This window comes from Erythrobacter sp. BLCC-B19 (assembly GCF_028621955.1).
In the GTDB taxonomy this organism is placed as follows: domain Bacteria; phylum Pseudomonadota; class Alphaproteobacteria; order Sphingomonadales; family Sphingomonadaceae; genus Erythrobacter.
In genome coordinates this window covers 437,672-452,985 of sequence record NZ_CP117516.1, presented here as the reverse complement: position 1 = coordinate 452,985, position 15,314 = coordinate 437,672, and the positions used below count along the sequence as shown (strand labels likewise).

11 protein-coding genes are annotated in these 15,314 nt (G+C 65.6%); 4 read left to right on the top strand and 7 right to left on the bottom strand.

All coding sequences use genetic code 11. The features are described 5' to 3' along the window. Together PS060_RS01905 and PS060_RS01900 are read left to right on the top strand one after the other, a co-directional pair. Window positions 1-1,275, top strand: coding sequence for a NupC/NupG family nucleoside CNT transporter (locus PS060_RS01905; protein ID WP_273985070.1), 1,275 nt, complete (start codon window positions 1-3; stop codon window positions 1,273-1,275). Between the two features lie 6 nt (window positions 1,276-1,281). After that, window positions 1,282-1,887 (top strand): CDP-alcohol phosphatidyltransferase family protein, encoded by a 606-nt coding sequence (locus PS060_RS01900; protein WP_273985069.1) that lies wholly within the window; start codon window positions 1,282-1,284, stop codon window positions 1,885-1,887. Here the strand turns inward: PS060_RS01900 and PS060_RS01895 are convergent. Further along, window positions 1,877-2,740, bottom strand: a complete 864-nt coding sequence (locus PS060_RS01895; RefSeq protein WP_273985067.1) for a DUF1499 domain-containing protein — start codon at window positions 2,738-2,740, stop codon at window positions 1,877-1,879. The genes PS060_RS01900 and PS060_RS01895 overlap by 11 nt on opposite strands. A gap of 174 nt (window positions 2,741-2,914) precedes the next feature. Between PS060_RS01895 and PS060_RS01890 the strand changes: the two genes are divergently transcribed. Continuing rightward, a complete protein-coding gene (locus PS060_RS01890) occupies window positions 2,915-3,412 on the top strand; it encodes a c-type cytochrome (RefSeq protein ID WP_273985065.1) in 498 nt (165 codons plus the stop codon). A gap of 85 nt (window positions 3,413-3,497) precedes the next feature. Here the strand turns inward: PS060_RS01890 and PS060_RS01885 are convergent, their stop codons facing one another. Then, complete coding sequence (locus PS060_RS01885; RefSeq protein WP_273985064.1) at window positions 3,498-5,021, bottom strand: tryptophan halogenase family protein; 1,524 nt, start codon at window positions 5,019-5,021, stop codon at window positions 3,498-3,500. A 23-nt stretch (window positions 5,022-5,044) separates the two neighbouring features. Continuing rightward, on the bottom strand, window positions 5,045-5,779 hold the full coding sequence (locus PS060_RS01880; protein ID WP_273985063.1) for a DUF6445 family protein: 735 nt from the start codon (window positions 5,777-5,779) through the stop codon (window positions 5,045-5,047). 372 nt (window positions 5,780-6,151) lie between these two features. Here PS060_RS01880 and PS060_RS01875 point away from each other — a divergent pair, with 372 nt between their 5' ends. Next, on the top strand, window positions 6,152-8,968 hold the full coding sequence (locus PS060_RS01875; protein ID WP_273985062.1) for a TonB-dependent receptor: 2,817 nt from the start codon (window positions 6,152-6,154) through the stop codon (window positions 8,966-8,968). 193 nt (window positions 8,969-9,161) lie between these two features. On the opposite strand, the gene PS060_RS01870 is transcribed toward PS060_RS01875, so the two are convergent. The 4 genes from PS060_RS01870 to PS060_RS01855 are packed head-to-tail and all read right to left on the bottom strand — an operon-like array spanning window position 9,162 to window position 15,211. Beyond that, window positions 9,162-10,685, bottom strand: a complete 1,524-nt coding sequence (locus PS060_RS01870) for a tryptophan halogenase family protein (RefSeq protein WP_273985060.1) — start codon at window positions 10,683-10,685, stop codon at window positions 9,162-9,164. Next, window positions 10,682-11,716 (bottom strand): LacI family DNA-binding transcriptional regulator, encoded by a 1,035-nt coding sequence (locus PS060_RS01865; protein WP_273985059.1) that lies wholly within the window; start codon window positions 11,714-11,716, stop codon window positions 10,682-10,684. The genes PS060_RS01870 and PS060_RS01865 overlap by 4 nt, the downstream gene beginning before the upstream one ends. A 7-nt stretch (window positions 11,717-11,723) precedes the next feature. Next, window positions 11,724-13,379: an alpha-amylase family glycosyl hydrolase gene (locus PS060_RS01860; protein WP_273985058.1), complete on the bottom strand. Its 1,656-nt coding sequence runs from the start codon at window positions 13,377-13,379 to the stop codon at window positions 11,724-11,726. Then, entirely contained in the window at window positions 13,379-15,211 is a 1,833-nt protein-coding gene (locus PS060_RS01855) for an alpha-amylase family glycosyl hydrolase (protein WP_273985057.1), read from the bottom strand. Before PS060_RS01855 ends, PS060_RS01860 begins: the two co-directional genes overlap by 1 nt. Window positions 15,212-15,314: the final 103 nt, after the last annotated feature.

Sequence of the window (15,314 nt, the reverse complement as noted above, 5' to 3'; positions counted from 1 at the left end):
ATGGAGCTGTTCGACCAGTTGCGCGGCGCGATCGGCATTGCCGCCTTGATGCTGGCGGCATGGGCGATCAGCGAGAACCGCAAGGGCCATCCCGGCTGGCGCTGGATGGCAGGCGCGCTCGCCTTGCAGGGGTTGCTGGCGCTGCTGATCGTGCGCGTACCCATTGTGTGGGAGGCGGTCGGCCTCGTGAACAATGCGGTGAGCGCGGTTGAGGCAGCGACGCTCAAGGGCTCGGCCTATATGTTCGGCTATCTCGGCGGGGCGGAGCTGCCCTTTGCGCTGAAGCCGGGCGCGCAGCCGCCGCTGGTGATCGCCTTCCAGATCCTGCCGCTGGTGATCGTGTTTTCCGCCCTGTCGGCGCTGCTGTGGCACTGGGGCGTGCTGCGCTGGATGGTGAACGGCCTCAGCTTCCTGCTGCGCCGCAGCCTTGGCGTGTCGGGCGTGGTCGGCCTGTCGGGCGGGGCGAGCGTGTTTCTCGGCGTGGTCGAGGCGCCGCTGGTGACCCGCGCCTATTTCGCCCGCGTCTCGCGTAGCGAGCTGTTCCAGATCATGACCCTGACGATGGCGACCATCTCGGGCGCGATCCTGATCCTCTATGCGACCACCCTCAAGGCGACCGTCCCCGATGCGGTCGGCCACATGATTGCCGCCTCGCTGATCTCGCTTCCCGCCGCGCTGCTGATCGCGCGGCTGATGGTGCCCCCGGCGCAGGGCGACAGTGCGACCGAGGTGGAGCAGGAAGACCCCGGCCTTCGCTACGAAGGCGCGATCGATGCCATCGTCAAGGGCACGATGGACGGGATGCAGCTGTTCCTTGCGGTGATAGCGGTGATCATCACCGTCTTCGCGCTGGTGGCGCTGGTCGACGGGATGCTCGCCGCGCTGGTGCCCTCCGTGGAGGGCGCACCGCTCACGCTCAAGCGGATGCTGGGCTGGGGGCTTGCGCCCGTCATGTGGCTGCTGGGCGTCCCCTGGGGCGAGGCGCAGGCGGCAGGCGCACTGATGGGCACCAAGGCGGTGCTCAACGAATATGTCGCCTATCTCGAACTCGCCGCGCTGCCCGCAGGCACGCTGGGGCCGCGCGCGACGCTGATCGTCACCTATGCCCTGTGCGGGGTGGCGAACCTTGCCAGCGTCGGCCTGCTGGTCTCGACCATCGGCACCCTGTGCCCCGAACGCCGGGCCGAGGCCGCGGGGCTGGGGATGAAGAGCTGGATCAGCGGCAACCTCGCCAGCGCCATGACGGGGGCGTGGATCGGGCTGGTGACATGGTGAGACGCCATGCTTGATGCCCGCCTGCGCCCCCTGATCGACCCGCCGCTCAACCGCGCAGGCGCGGCGCTGGCGCGGGCGGGCGTGACCGCCAATGCGCTGACCTTCACCGGGCTTGCGCTGGGGCTGACGGGCGCGGGGGCGATTGCGCTGGGCCACATCGGCTGGGGGCTGGCGCTGATCATCGCCAACCGGCTGCTCGACGGGCTCGACGGAGCGGTGGCACGGGCGCGCGGGCCATCCGACCTTGGCGGCTATTTCGATATTGTCGCGGATTTCGCTTTTTATGTCGCGGTGCCGCTCGGTTTCGGCATCCTCAATCCCGCCAACACGCTGCCTGCGCTGGTGCTGGTCGCCAGTTTCGTGCTGACCGGGGTGAGCTTCCTCGCCTTCGCGGTGATCGCCGCCAAGCGCGGGGCGAGCACCGAGGCGCATGGGCGCAAGAGCTTCTTCTATTCCACGGGGCTGGCCGAAGGCGCCGAGACCATCGCCGTGTTCATCGCCATGTGCCTGTGGCCCGCATCGTTCGGCTGGATCGCCTATGCCTATGCGGGCCTGTGCGTGCTGACCGTGTTCCAGCGCAGCGCGATGGCGGCGCGCGACTTTAGCGGCTAGCCGTTCCCAGCAAGGTTTCGGTGCGGTTGCGCAGATCGTTGATGCGCGCGGTGTTGGCGCCGATGTCGCTCACGCCCACCCGGCTGACCGAGCGGAAGTCGATCTGCGTCTCGCCGACGCGCGCCACGATATCGTCCTTGAAACCGAACCAGAAGGTCTCGGCCACGCCCTCGACCGTGCCGGCGGCTTCGTCGGTGCGGATGTCGGTAAGGCCCATCGCCGTCATCGCCGCCTTGACCGCAACGATGCCTTCCGCCTTGCCTGCGCCGCCGAGCGGCAGCGGGGCCGGGCGGTCGGGCTTGGCGGTGATGATCTGGGCGAGGCTCTTGACCTTCAGCTCGTCCGAGACCCGCTCCTTGTACGGCTCGATCTGGCCAAGCGGGGTCTGATAATCATTGACCGGATTGGCCCCGCTCTTGGTGCGTTCGGCCATGACTTGGGCGGAAAAGACCGGCGGGTTGCCGGTGTCGGTGGCAATGTCGCTGATCGGGTTTTCGCCCGCCTTGCCGCCAGCGCTCATGAACATCACCAGCGCCGCGCCCGGCACCGCAAGCCCGAGGATTGCTGCCGCGATCGGCGCATTGGTGCGCGGCTTGGCCCGCGCGGCGAGGATCAGCGAGACAAGCGCTGCAAGTGCAGTGACCCCCAGCACGATCATGCCGCCTGTAAAGGTCAGGGTGAGCAGGCCGAACTGCCAGCTCCAGATGCCGAGCTTGGTGCCGAAGGCGGCGATCACGAAGAACACCGGCAGGAAGGCCAGCAGGGCGAGGACGAGTTTGGTGTGCTTGGGCAAGGTCATCATGCGCCAAGCATAGCGTCCGGTCTCGTCATGGCAATCATTGCAGACGCACATTGCAGGCTGAGGCAATTTCGGCGGAAACCCTTTTGGGTCATCTGCGTTGGAAGGGTTGGCGGAGTTGGGGAGAGGGCGGCGCAAATGCATGAAGTCCCGCTTTCCACGCCCCAGAATCTCGGTTATGGCCCGCTGGGATGCGGGAGGAACAAGTTGTTCAGAGGACAAACGACTATGAAGCGTAATTTCCTGATGGGCGCGGCCGCGCTGGCGGCACTCGCTACTCTTTCGGCGTGCGGTGGCAAGAAGGCTGAAGAGCCGGCGGCTCCGGCTGCGACCGAAACCGCGGCTGCCGAACCGGCGGCTGCCGAGACCCCGGCTGCGGCGGCTGACGCCGGTGCCAAGGTCGAATATGCCAGCTTCACCACCGATGTCGCTGCGGGCGAAAAGGTGTTCGCGCTGTGCCGTTCGTGCCACGTCCTCGACGAAGGCGTGAACCGCGTCGGCCCGTCGCTCTACAACGTCGTCGGCCGCAAGTCGGGCTCGGTTGCAGGCTTCGCCTATTCGGACGCCAACAAGGCGAGCGGCGTGACCTGGACCGAGGAAGTCCTGTTCGAATACCTCAAGGACCCCAAGGGCTTCATGCCGGGCACCAAGATGGCGTTCCCGGGCGTCAAGGGCGATCAGGATCGCGCGAACCTGGTGGCCTATCTCGCCAGCACCAAGAAGTAAGCTTCACCGCCTTCGGGCGTGAACGGGGCGGCGCAAGGGTTTCCTTGCGCCGCCCTTTTCTCTTGCCGCGTCTCTAGGCCGCGCGTCAGGCAGCCAGCAGGCGTTCGTCGACCGGGCAGTGGCGGGCGAGATATTGCTCGTGGGTCGGAAGGCTGGCGACGGCGCGGGTGATCAGCGTCTTGAGGTTGGCAAGGAATTCATTGAGCTGCGCGGGCGCGATCTGATCGGCCATCGGGTCGTAATCGGCTGGCATCACGCCTTGCCCCAGCATCACCTGCACCCAGCTCGCATCGCGGAACAGATCATCGACATCGCGCCCAACCCTGCCTGACGCGGCGAACAGCGCGATCTTGGCCGTGAGGCTGTCGGGCACGTCCATGTGCTTGCAATAGCGCCAGAATTCCGAGTCCTCGCGCGCGGTCTGATGGTAATGCAGGATCAGGAAGTCGCGGATCTGGGCAAATTCCGCCGCGCAGCGCCGGTTGTATTCATCGCGCATCGCCGAAGGCTCGCCGCGGCGCGGGAAGAGCTGGATCAGCCGGCTGACATGGGACTGGATGAGGTGGATCGAGGTCGATTCGAGCGGTTCGAGAAAGCCGCTCGAAAGGCCGATGGCGACGCAATTGTGCGCCCAGAACGCCTGCCGCCGCCCGGTGGTAAAGCGGATCGGCCGCGGATCGCCCAGCGCCTTGGTGTCGAGCCCCGCCATCAGCACATCGGCCGCCGCGTCGTCGGTGGTAAAGCCTGAGGAATAGACGTGCCCGTTGCCCGTGCGGTGCTGGAGCGGGATGCGCCACTGCCAGCCGGCATCCCTCGCGGTAGCGCGGGTGTAGGGGACAAGGGTCGGCAGCCGCTCGGAGGGCACCGCCAGCGCGCGGTCGCAGGGGAGCCATTTCGACCAGTCGTCGTAGCCCACCCCCAGCGTCTCGCCCAGCAGCAGGCTGCGAAAGCCCGTGCAGTCGATGAAGAAATCGCCCGCGACCACTGTGCCGCCCTTGAGGGTGATCGCGGTGATATCTCCGCTTTCCCCATCGCGCGCGACGCTTTCGACGATCCCCTCGGTGCGCGTCACCCCGCGCCCTTCGGCATAGGCGCGCAGGAACAAGGCGTAGCGGCTGGCGTCGAAGTGGTAGGCATAGGCCAGCCCCGTCATCGCGGTGTTGCCCACCCGGTCGAGCTTGCCGAAGCGCGCCTGATCCGCCGCCAGCTGGTGCAGCGAGAAATCCCACAGCCCCTTGGGATCGCCCGCATCCCCGGCATGGCGCCGCCAATAGTGGTGGAAGGCGACATTGCCGAGGGTCATCCCCGTGTCGCCGAAGGTGTGGAGATAGCGGCTGCCCTTGCGCCCCCAGTCGACGAACTCGATCCCGAGCTTGAAGGTGCCCGAGGTCGCGCGCAGGAATTCGTTCTCGTCGAGGCCGAGGATCGCGTTCAGCCGGATGATCTGCGGGATCGTCGCCTCGCCCACGCCGACCGTGCCGATCGCCTCGCTCTCGACCAGTTCGATGCTGAGTCGCTCGCCCAGCAGGCGGGCAAAGGCCGCCGCCGTGATCCACCCCGCGGTGCCGCCGCCGACGATTACCAGCTTCCTGACTTCTGGCCGCTCCATCCTCTGTGTCCCTTGTCTGCGCGCTATCCCGCCGCCGGGCGGAAGAAGGCATTGATCGTCAGCCGCCCCGCGCGCGGATCGGCGCTCAGTGGCGTGTGGTTGTCGATCACCCCGCTATGCAGGATGTTCCCGCGGTAGAACACCGCCTGGTTGAAGTGCCCCGGCACCACATGGGTGCGCGCGAAATGCGGCGCGCCATCGGTGGTGTAGGCCGCGGGCGGCAGGCCGGTCTTGGCGACATCGGCCTGCAAGGCGCTGGCATAGCGCGGGAAATCGGCCGCTGTCAGCGCCTCCAGCCCGGTGCTCTGATGGCGGAAGAACGCCGTGCCGCCGTGACCGGTGGTGTGGAGGTAGAGCATCATCGCGATCTGGGTCGGATCGGTGCCGTCGACATGGGGCAGGCGCTGGATCGGGAGGAGATCGGCGGGCGGCGTGGTGACGAGCGAATACCACGCCTGCATCTCCCACGGGCGGCCATAGGGGCCGAACCACTGGTCGAGCAGCGGCGCAAGCTGGGCCAGCCACATCCGGCACACCCCCGGATCAAGCGGGGCACGCTCGCCCGGATATTGCGGCGTGATTTTTGCAAATTTTTGCAAAACCGCAGCGGAGATTGCGGTCTCCGGAGATTCGAGGAAGCCATCGACATTCACAAGCGTATGATTGTGCGATGAAAACCGCTCGACCCGCGCAGAAGCGAGCGCAATTTCCCACCCCGCAAGGGGCGCGTGAGGGGGCGAGGCGGGGGTGGCGGCCATGAACGGGAGCCTATCAAATCGCGTTCCACAGTCCACGAGGATTACATAGTGCGTTGTTTATAAGCGTGAAAAAATCCGGCGCTCGGGATTCGAGGGAGCGATCCGGACTGTGGCGCTGCTGGCGCGCCTGACAACGCACGCGGGCAGGGGAAAACTGTGTCAATCCAGCCACAATCTGGTGCACAAGTCGCGGCAAGGCGTTCGTCCTTGCGGCAATCGTGTCACTCAAGGCATTGAAGTATATCAAAAATGTTGCGGAATGTCGATCCCTCGACGGTTCTGTCATTTGCCCGTTTACCTGAGGTTCAGGTTGGTCTATGAAAAAACCTGCAAAAGCGCACGCTCAGGGGCGCTTGCAGGAGGGGACTTCTGATGAAAACGAACGGGATCAATGCAAGCGCGCGTCTGCTCTGCGGGGCCGCTACCTTTCTGGCGCTCGCGGTAACCGGCGCGCCGGTGATGGCGCAGGACGCGGAAGAGCCGGCCGCGGTCGAGGGTGAGGCCGAAGGTGAGGCGATTGTCGTCACCGGTATCCGCCAGTCGATCCAGTCCTCGCTCGATGCCAAGCGCGAAGCCACCTCGATCGTCGAAGTGATCACCGCCGAAGACCTCGGCCTGCTGCCCGACCTGTCGATCGCCGACACCCTCGCCCGCCTGCCCGGCGTGACCGCCCAGCGCGTGCGCGGCCGTTCGCAGCAGGTCTCGATCCGCGGCCTCGGCCCGGACTTCTCGCTCTCGCTGCTCAATGGCCGCGAAATCGTCTCGGCGGGCAACAACCGCGGGATCGAGTTCGACCAGTTCCCGTCCGAACTGATTGGCACGGGCGTGGTCTACAAGACCGGTGACGCCCAGCTCGCCGCCATCGGCATTGCCGGCGCGGTCGACCTGCGCACCGTCAAGCCGCTCGATTCGAACAAGCGTCAGCTGACCGTCTCGGGCACCTACACCATCAATGACAGCGGTTCGCTGAACCCCGATTTCGCCGCCGATGGCTACCGCTTCTTCGGCAGCTACATCGACCAGAACGAAGCCGGCACGGTCGGCTGGTCGCTCGGCGTCACTGTGCAGTCGGTGCCGACCCAGTTCATCAGCCGCGAGCTGAAGACCCAGGACAACCGCGACAACAACGACCGCACCAACCTCGTCGGGCAGGTGCGCCGTGATGCCAATGGCGTGTTCTACCCCGCCGACAACCCGCGTCAGGGCGTGGTCAGCCGCAGCTTCGAGCGCACCTCGGTTGCCGGGAGCCTCCAGTTCGAGCCGACCGACCGCTTCCAGCTGACCCTCGACGGCTTCTACACCGACACCAGCGACAGCGGCATCTTCCGCGGCAGCGAAACCCCGATCGCCTCGTGGAGCGGCGCGACCTTCCAGGGCGCGACCGGCACCCGCGATTCCTTCGCCACCAGCGCGACCTATTCGGGCGTCGTGCCGATCCTGCGCACCGACACCGAAGGCAGCGAGGCTGAAATCTTCGCGCTCGGCGGCAACCTTGAATGGCAGGCGACCGACAACCTCGGCTTCGTGCTCGACTACGGTTACTCGACGCTCGATCGCAACGACATCGACTACGAAAGCTACGCCGGCACCGGCCGCGCGCGTTCGGGGCCGCAAGACCGCATGGTCTTCACCTTTGCGCCTGATGGGCAGTATTCGATCGACACCCAGCTCGATTACACCAACCCGGCCAACGTGCTGCTCACCGATCCGGGCGGGTGGGGCCAGGTCGGCTTCATCAAGCAGCCGCAGATCAATGACGAGCTGCACCAGCTGCGCGCGGAAACCTATTGGCAGTTCGATGGCGGCTTCATCGACCGCATCACGATGGGCTGGCTCTACACCGACCGGTCGAAGGACTTCGACTCGAACGAAAGCTTCCTGCGTCCCACCGCCGCCTTCGGCAACGGGCTGCGGGTGCCCACCAATGCCATCGTCGGCACGACCAACACCAAGAACCTCGGCTTCGATATGCTGGCCTACAACCCGGCCAGCTTCCTGACCGATGGCACCTATCTGGTCGAGAAGGCCACCTTTGACACCCAGTGGGTGGTCGAAGAGCAGATCCACAACTTCTACATCCAGGCCGATATCGACGGTGATCTGGGTTCGGTGCCGGTGCGCGGCAATATCGGCCTGCGTTATGCCGATACCGAACAGGGTTCGACCGGCACCATCGCGGGCGGGGTCAACTCGGTCAGCACCAGCTATGACAACTGGCTGCCGAGCATGAACCTCTCCTTCGAGATCATGCCCGACACCTTCATCCGCATCGCTGCGGCCAAGACGGTGACCCGCGCACGTCTCGATCAGATGACGGCGAACCAGAACATCGGCTTCAACCCGCTGGCCTGTGCCGATACCAACGCCGACCAGCGCCCCGATGTGCTGCTGCCCGGCTTCAACCCGCCCGCGCAGGTGTGCTTCAACCTCAGCGGCGGCAACCCGCTGCTGCAGCCCTACCGGTCGACCTCCTACGACATCTCGTTCGAGAAGTACTTCTCGCCGGGCACCGCGATCATCATCGCCGGTTTCCACAAGGATCTGTCGGACTGGATCATCGACTTCAGCGCGATTGCCGACATCTCGCAGTCGATCCGCAACTTCGGTGCCGGGTCGATCCTGCAGGGCAATCCCGACGCCGGGATCGGGATCATCAACGGGCCGGTCAACTTCTCGGATGGCACGATCACCGGGGTCGAAGGCACGGTGCGCCTCAACTTCGGCGATTTCAGCGATACGCTGGACGGGTTCGGCGGCTTTGCCAGCGTGACCTATGCCGATGCGCAGGTGCTCAACCAGAACAGCGTTCCGATCGACATTCCGGGCTATTCGGATGTCACCTGGTCGGGCGACGTGTTCTACGAAAAGTACGGCTTCCGCGCCAAGCTGGCAGCCCGCTATCGCAGCGGCTTCCTGTCGGAAGTGCAGAACTTCGACGGCTCGCTCTCGGGCGCGCGGGCGCAGCCTGAAACGATCCTCGACGCGCAGATCGGTTACACCTTCGAAAAGGAAGGCAGCTTCCTCAACGGGGTGCAGGTGCTCGCCGAAGTGTTCAACCTGACCAACGAGCCGTTCGTGACCGAAAACGTTCTCCAGAACGCGGCCGGAACCGCGGTGGTCGGCACCTTCCCGAGCCGCCACGAGCTCTACGGTCGGACGTTCCAGTTCACGATCCGCAAGAGCTTCTAAGCCACACGCCCTCGGGTCGCATTGAGGGTTGCAGGAAGGGCTCGCCAGTCATGGCGGGCCCTTTCTCTTTGGCGGCCGAAAGCGTGCCGGGGTTTACGCAAGTCTTAGCAGGTTTTGCGCAGGCGGCAGCGGGCCGTGCCCGCGCGCATCCGATGTTCCACGTGGAACAACGCGGCTTGTGCGGCAGTGCGGATCAGGCCGTGATCGGCGGGGCGGGGCAGTGGCGGGCGATGAACTCGCCGTGGCTCGGCATGGCGGCAACCGCTTCGTTCATCGCCTGGCGGATCTGGGCGAGCCGCTGTGCCACCGGCACCTGGGGCCGCATATCGGCAAACGGCGGGGCGCGCTCGGGGACGATCCCCTGACCCAGATAGACCGCGATCCAGCTGGGATTGGCGAACAGCTCGTGGCTCTCGGCCACCAGCGTGCCGTGGGCGCGGAAGTGGTCGATCTTGTATTGCAAGCTGTCGGGGATCGGCATGGCGGCGCAATAGCGCCACAGCTCGGAATCGTCCCGCTCGCAGGCCTTGTAATGGAGGATCAGGAAGTCCCGGATCAGCTCGTATTCCCTTGATGTCTGGGCATTATATTCGCGCACCAGCAGCGGCGACATGGCGGCATCGGGCAGCAGCGCGATGAGGCGCAGGATGCCGTATTGGATGAGGTGGAGGCTGGTCGATTCCAGCGGCTCCATGAACCCCGCCGACAGCCCGATGGCGACGCAGTTCTTCTTCCAGAATTCGCGCCGCTTGCCGGTCACGAAGCGCAAGGGACGCGGGTCAGCCAGCGCCTTGCCGTCGAGATTGGCGAGCAGCGTGGCGGAGGCCTCGTCCTCGGAGATGAACTGCGAGCAGTGCACATAGCCGTTGCCGGTGCGGTGCTGCAGCGGGATGCGCCACTGCCACCCCGCCGCGCGCGCGGTCGAGCGGGTATAGGGGGTGAACTCGCGGCGCTCGCAGGGAACGGCCACGGCACGATCACACGGGAGCCAGTGCTGCCAGTTGTCATAGCCCGCGTGCAGCGCCTCCTCGATCAGAAGCCCGCGGAAGCCGCTGCAATCAATGAAGAATTCGCCGCCAATTTGCGTGCCGCTGTCGAGCGTGACGCTCTCGATGAACCCGTCTTCGCCGCGCAGCGCGACGTCCACCACCTTGCCCTCGATCCGCCGCACGCCCCGGGCTTCGGCGAACCGCCGCAGGTAGGCGGCATAGAGCCCGGCGTCAAAGTGGTAGGCATAGTCGAAGGTCGACTGGATCAGCCGCCGGTCGGGCGAGGGGTGGGCGAACTTGCCCGCCTTCGCCATCGCCCAGCACATCGAAAAGTCGTCAATCGGGCCTTCCACCCGCTCCGCGAGATATTCGCGCATCCAGTGGTGATAGAAGGGAACCTGATCAAATTCAGCGCCATACTGGCCGAAGGGGTGGAAATAGCGGTGCCCCAGTTTGCCCCAGTCGACGAATTCGATCCCCAGCTTGAAGGACCCTTGCGTCTCGCGCACGAAGGTCGCCTCGTCGATGCCGAGCCGCTGGTTGAAATTGCGGATCGGCGGGATCGTCGCCTCGCCCACGCCGACCGTGCCGATCGCCTCGCTCTCGATCAGCGTGATGGCGCAGGCCTCGCCGACCGCATGGGCGAGCGCGGCTGCCGTCATCCATCCTGCGCTGCCGCCACCGACAATGACGATGCTTTTGAGCGGGTTGGCGGGCGTTGCTGTCATCCCCCGCAGCTTTCGCGGATCAGCAGGCTGGTTTCAAGCCGCTGCGAAATCGCCGGACCATCGCCCTTGTCGATCAGCTTCGACACCAGCATCCGGCCTGCCAAATTGGCGTCCTGATCGATGGTGGTGAGCTGCGGGGTGACGAGGCGGGCGGCCGGAATATTGTCGTATCCCACCACCGAGACGTCCTCGGGCACCCGCATCCCCGAGCGCGTCAGCGCCCGGATCGCGCCGATGGCGATAAGGTCGGACGCGGCGAACACCGCGTCGAAGCGCAAGCCCCGCGCAACCGCGCTGCGCACCGCGGCCTCGCCCGAATGGACTTCGAAATGGGCGGGCACGATCAGGTCGTCGTCGAAGGCGATGCCCGCCTGATCGAGCGCCTGACGATAGCCGCGGAAGCGCTGTTCGGCCTCGGGCGCTTCGGTGTCGCCAAGGAACAGGATGCGCCGCCGCCCGAGGCGCGCGAGGTGCGCGGTTGCGCGCCTGCCGCCTGCGAGGTTGTCCGATCCAATCACGCAATACTGCGCGTCGGGGAACTCCGCGCCCCACACCACGAAGCGGTTGTCGCGCGCGGCCAGCGCATTGAATTCGTGGTGCAATGATGACTGGCCAATGAAGATCACGCCCGTCGCCCGGCTGGTGCTCATAGCGTAATCGAGATCGCCGCCCGCGCGGGGGGAGAGGTGGCTGATGATCAGGTCAGCGTTGCGTTCCCGCGCAGCCTCGGCGATGCCGGCCAGCAGTTCGAGGAAGAAGGGGTCGGACACCCGGCTGTCGCGCGCCTGCGGGGCGGGGACGACCACGGCAAGGGTCGCATCGGCGCCGATCGGGCCGCTCGGCATCGAAGCGCGGAACTCGTAGTCATGCGCGCGCGCGATCTGCCAGATCTGCTGCTTGGTGCGCCGCTTGACCGAGGGGCTGTCGTTCAGCGCGCGGCTGACCGTCGAGATCGACACCCCCGCCTCGCGCGCAATATCCTCAAGCGTCGCGCTGCGCCGGGATTGCGGGGAAGAAGGGTCGTCGGCCATCGGTTCCTCAGCTGCCCGTGACAACCGCCCAATAGCCGGTGCCGGGAGCCAGATCGTGCGGCAGATCGTCGGCTGTGTCGACAGCGCTGGTGGTGGCAATCACCCGCGCATTGCCGAGCGCGGCAGGCGGGGCAAAATGGCTGGGCGCATCGCCGAGGTTATAGACACACAGCACATCGCCGCTCTCGTGATGGCGCAGGAAGGCGAGAACCTCCTCCGGGCTGTCGAGCAGCGTGATCCCGCCCACGGCCAGCGCCGGATGACGGCGACGCAGCGCCAAGAGGTCGCGGGCATAGGCGAGGGTCGAGGCGGGGTCGGCTGCCTGCGCGTCAGCCGCAAAGTCGATATGCGCCGGGTCAAGCTTCAGCCAGGTGCGGTTGGCGGTCGAAAAGCCTGCCTGCGGAGCGTTCGCCGCCCACGGCATCGGGGTGCGCGCGCCATCGCGGCCCAGCGTATGCGGCCAGTTGGTGATCGCCTCGGGGTCCTGCAGATCCTCGAAGGCGACATGACCCTGCGGCAGGCCCAGTTCCTCGCCCTGGTAGATGATCGGGTTGCCGCGCAGCGCCAGCAGCACCAGCAGGTTGAGCCGCGCCATCCGGCCCATGTCGCCATCCAGCGTCCAACGGGTGATCGCGCGCGGGGCATCGTGGTTGCTGAACGCCCACGACGGCCAGCCTTCGCCCGGCGTATCGTCCCACTGCGACAGGCTCGCCCGCACCAGCGGCGCGGTCAGGCGCGGGGCGTAGAGGAAGTCGAAATTATAGGCGCTGTCCAGCCGCTTGCCGCCCTCGGTAAACGCCTTCATTTCCGCCAGCGGCTCCGGCCCGCCGACTTCGGCGACGGTAAACCGGCCGGGGAATTCGTCGATCGTCTGCCGGATGCGTTCGAGGAAGGCGACGATATCGGGGTGCGACTGGTTGAATTGCTTGACCTGCATATCGAAGGGCCGGGTGACCAGTTCCATCGGCACACCCGAGGGCGGATTGTCGCGCAGCTCGGGGTCATGCATCGAGAAGTTCAGCGCATCGAGGCGGAACCCGTCAACACCCCGACCCAGCCAGAAGCGCGCGACATCGAGCAGCGCGTTCTGCACGTCCGGGTTATGGACGTTCAAATCGGGCTGCGAGGTCAGGAAGTTGTGCAGGTAATACTGCTTCCTCGGCCCATCCCATTGCCATGCCGATCCGCCGAACACCGACTGCCAGTTCGACGGGGGCGAGCCGTCGGGCTTGGCATCGGCCCAGACATACCAGTCGGCCTTGGGATTGGTGCGATCGCTGCGGCTTTCCCGGAACCAGGCGTGTTCATCCGAGGTGTGCGAATAGACCTGATCGATGATGACCTTGAGGCCGAGGCTGTGGGCCTTGGCGATGATCCGGTCGAAATCGGCAAAGGTGCCGAAGCTCGGGTCGATCCCGCAGTAATCGGCCACATCATAGCCGAAATCCTTCATCGGCGAGGTGAAGAAGGGGCTGATCCAGATGCCGTCCACGCCAAGGTCGGCGATGTAATCAAGGCCGTCGGCGATCCCTGCAAGGTCGCCGATCCCGTCGCCATTGGTGTCGCGGAACGAGCGCGGATAGATCTGATAGATCACCGCGCCGCGCCACCACGCCAGCGGGTGAGCGGTCTCGGCGGCGGTGCTGGCAAGAGCGGTTGCCATTAGTCGTCAGTCTCCAGAATGCAGGCGGCAAAGCCGAAGGCGGGCAAGCTGACCGTGACCGATCCGGGCGCTGCGAGCGCGGCGGGGCACTGCCCCACCAGCCCGCTCACCCGGCGCGCGCGGTAGCTGACCTCAACGGCCTGAGAAAGTGGCTTATCGCCGGTGTTGAACAGCGCCAGCACGCGCTGTCCGGTTTCGGGATCGTGGCGTTCCACCGCGAGCAGGCCGGGGGCGGCTTCCTCGAAGGCGCGCACCGTGCTGAGGCCGCGCCGCAGGGCGGGGCTGGCCGTGCGCGCCTGCGCGAGATCGGCGATCAGGCGGTAGAGCGGGTGGCTGGTGTCGAAATTGTCCTCAGCCGTGGTCGCGTCCGAGCCGATCAGATTGTTGTCGTTGTAGAAATCGACCTTCGATGGGAACATATCCTCGCGCGCCAGCTGGTCGTTGCCGTCGGAGATGAAGCCCTGTTCGTCGCCGTAGTAGATCGTCGGCACCCCGCGCAGCAGGAACATCATCGCATGGCCGAGCTTGACGCGCGCGAGCAGCGCCTTCTCGTCGGCATTGCCGCTCATCTGCGCCACGAACATCGAAAAGCGCCCGAAATCATGGTTGCCGAGGAAGGTCGGCAGGCCCAGCGCGGTCTTTGCGCCGCCGGGATAGATCGCATCCTGTTGCAGGAATTCGGCCATCAGCCGGGGCGGGCTCTTGCCGCTGGCAACCATCTGTGCGGCCTTGGCGAAGCCCATGTCGAGCGCATAGGGCAGCTGGCTCTCGGCCATCACCTGCGCGGCGAGGGTGGCGGTGGGTTCTTCGTAGGCGATCTCGCCGAAGATGTGGAAGTGATCGATCCCCTTGGCCTTGGCGCGGGCCAGGATCGCCGGGGTGAAGGCGCGCCAGAATTCGGGGTTCACGTGCTTGGCGGTGTCGATGCGGTAGCCGTCGATCCCGTAATCGTCGATCCACTGGCCGAAGATATCGATCATCCCTTCGACAACCCGCGGGTGCTCGGTCGCAAGGTCATCAAGCCCCGAGAAATCGCCATAGACGCTGCTTTCGCCGATCCAGTGCGAATTGCCGCGGTTGTGGTAGAGCGTCACGTCATTGAGCCAGGCGGGCACCTTCACGTCCTTTTCCGCCTCGGACACCACCGGGGTGTAGGCGAAGGCGGGATCGGTGAGCTTGGCCCAATTTGCCGGATCGGGGTTGTCATCCCCGGTGAAGCCGTCGTTCACGGCCTTCCCGTCGCGGCGCGAAAAGGGGTATTCGCCCTTGCTGCGATAGCGATAGCCGGTCGCCTCACCTTCGGCATAGTCGATCACATCGGCGGTGTGGTTGATGATGATGTCCATATAGACCTTCATCCCGCGCGCGTGGGCGGCATCGACGAAGGCCTTGAATTCAGCATTGGTGCCGAAATGCGGGTCGACGCTGGTGAAATCGGTCACCCAATAGCCGTGATAGCCCGCGCTCTCCTCGCCCGGCTTGCCCTGCACCGGCTTGTTCTTGAAGATCGGCGCGAACCAGATCGCGGTGACGCCCATGCCCTCGATATAGTCGAGCTTCGCGGTCAACCCCTTGAGGTCGCCGCCGTGGTAGAAGCCCTTGTGCGCGGGATCGAAGCCGTGCTGGAGCGGGCCGCCTTTCAGGCCGCCGCGATCATTTGCCGGATCACCATTGGCGAATCGGTCGGGCAGGACGAAATAGATGATCTCGTCTTCGAGCTGCCGCTCGGCAATCGGGGCGGGCTTGGCGGGCGGCTCGGGCGCGACTGGCCCTCCTGCCAAAGCGGTTCCTGCCCACAGCACAGCCGCAAGGCTCACGAAGATTCGCGTCATGATTTAGGTTCCCTCCAGCGTCAGTTGTGACACCATGGGAAAATTTTTGCAAATCTTTGTGATGGGCCATGCGACCAACCGTTTTGTCCGTCAAATCTCGAAA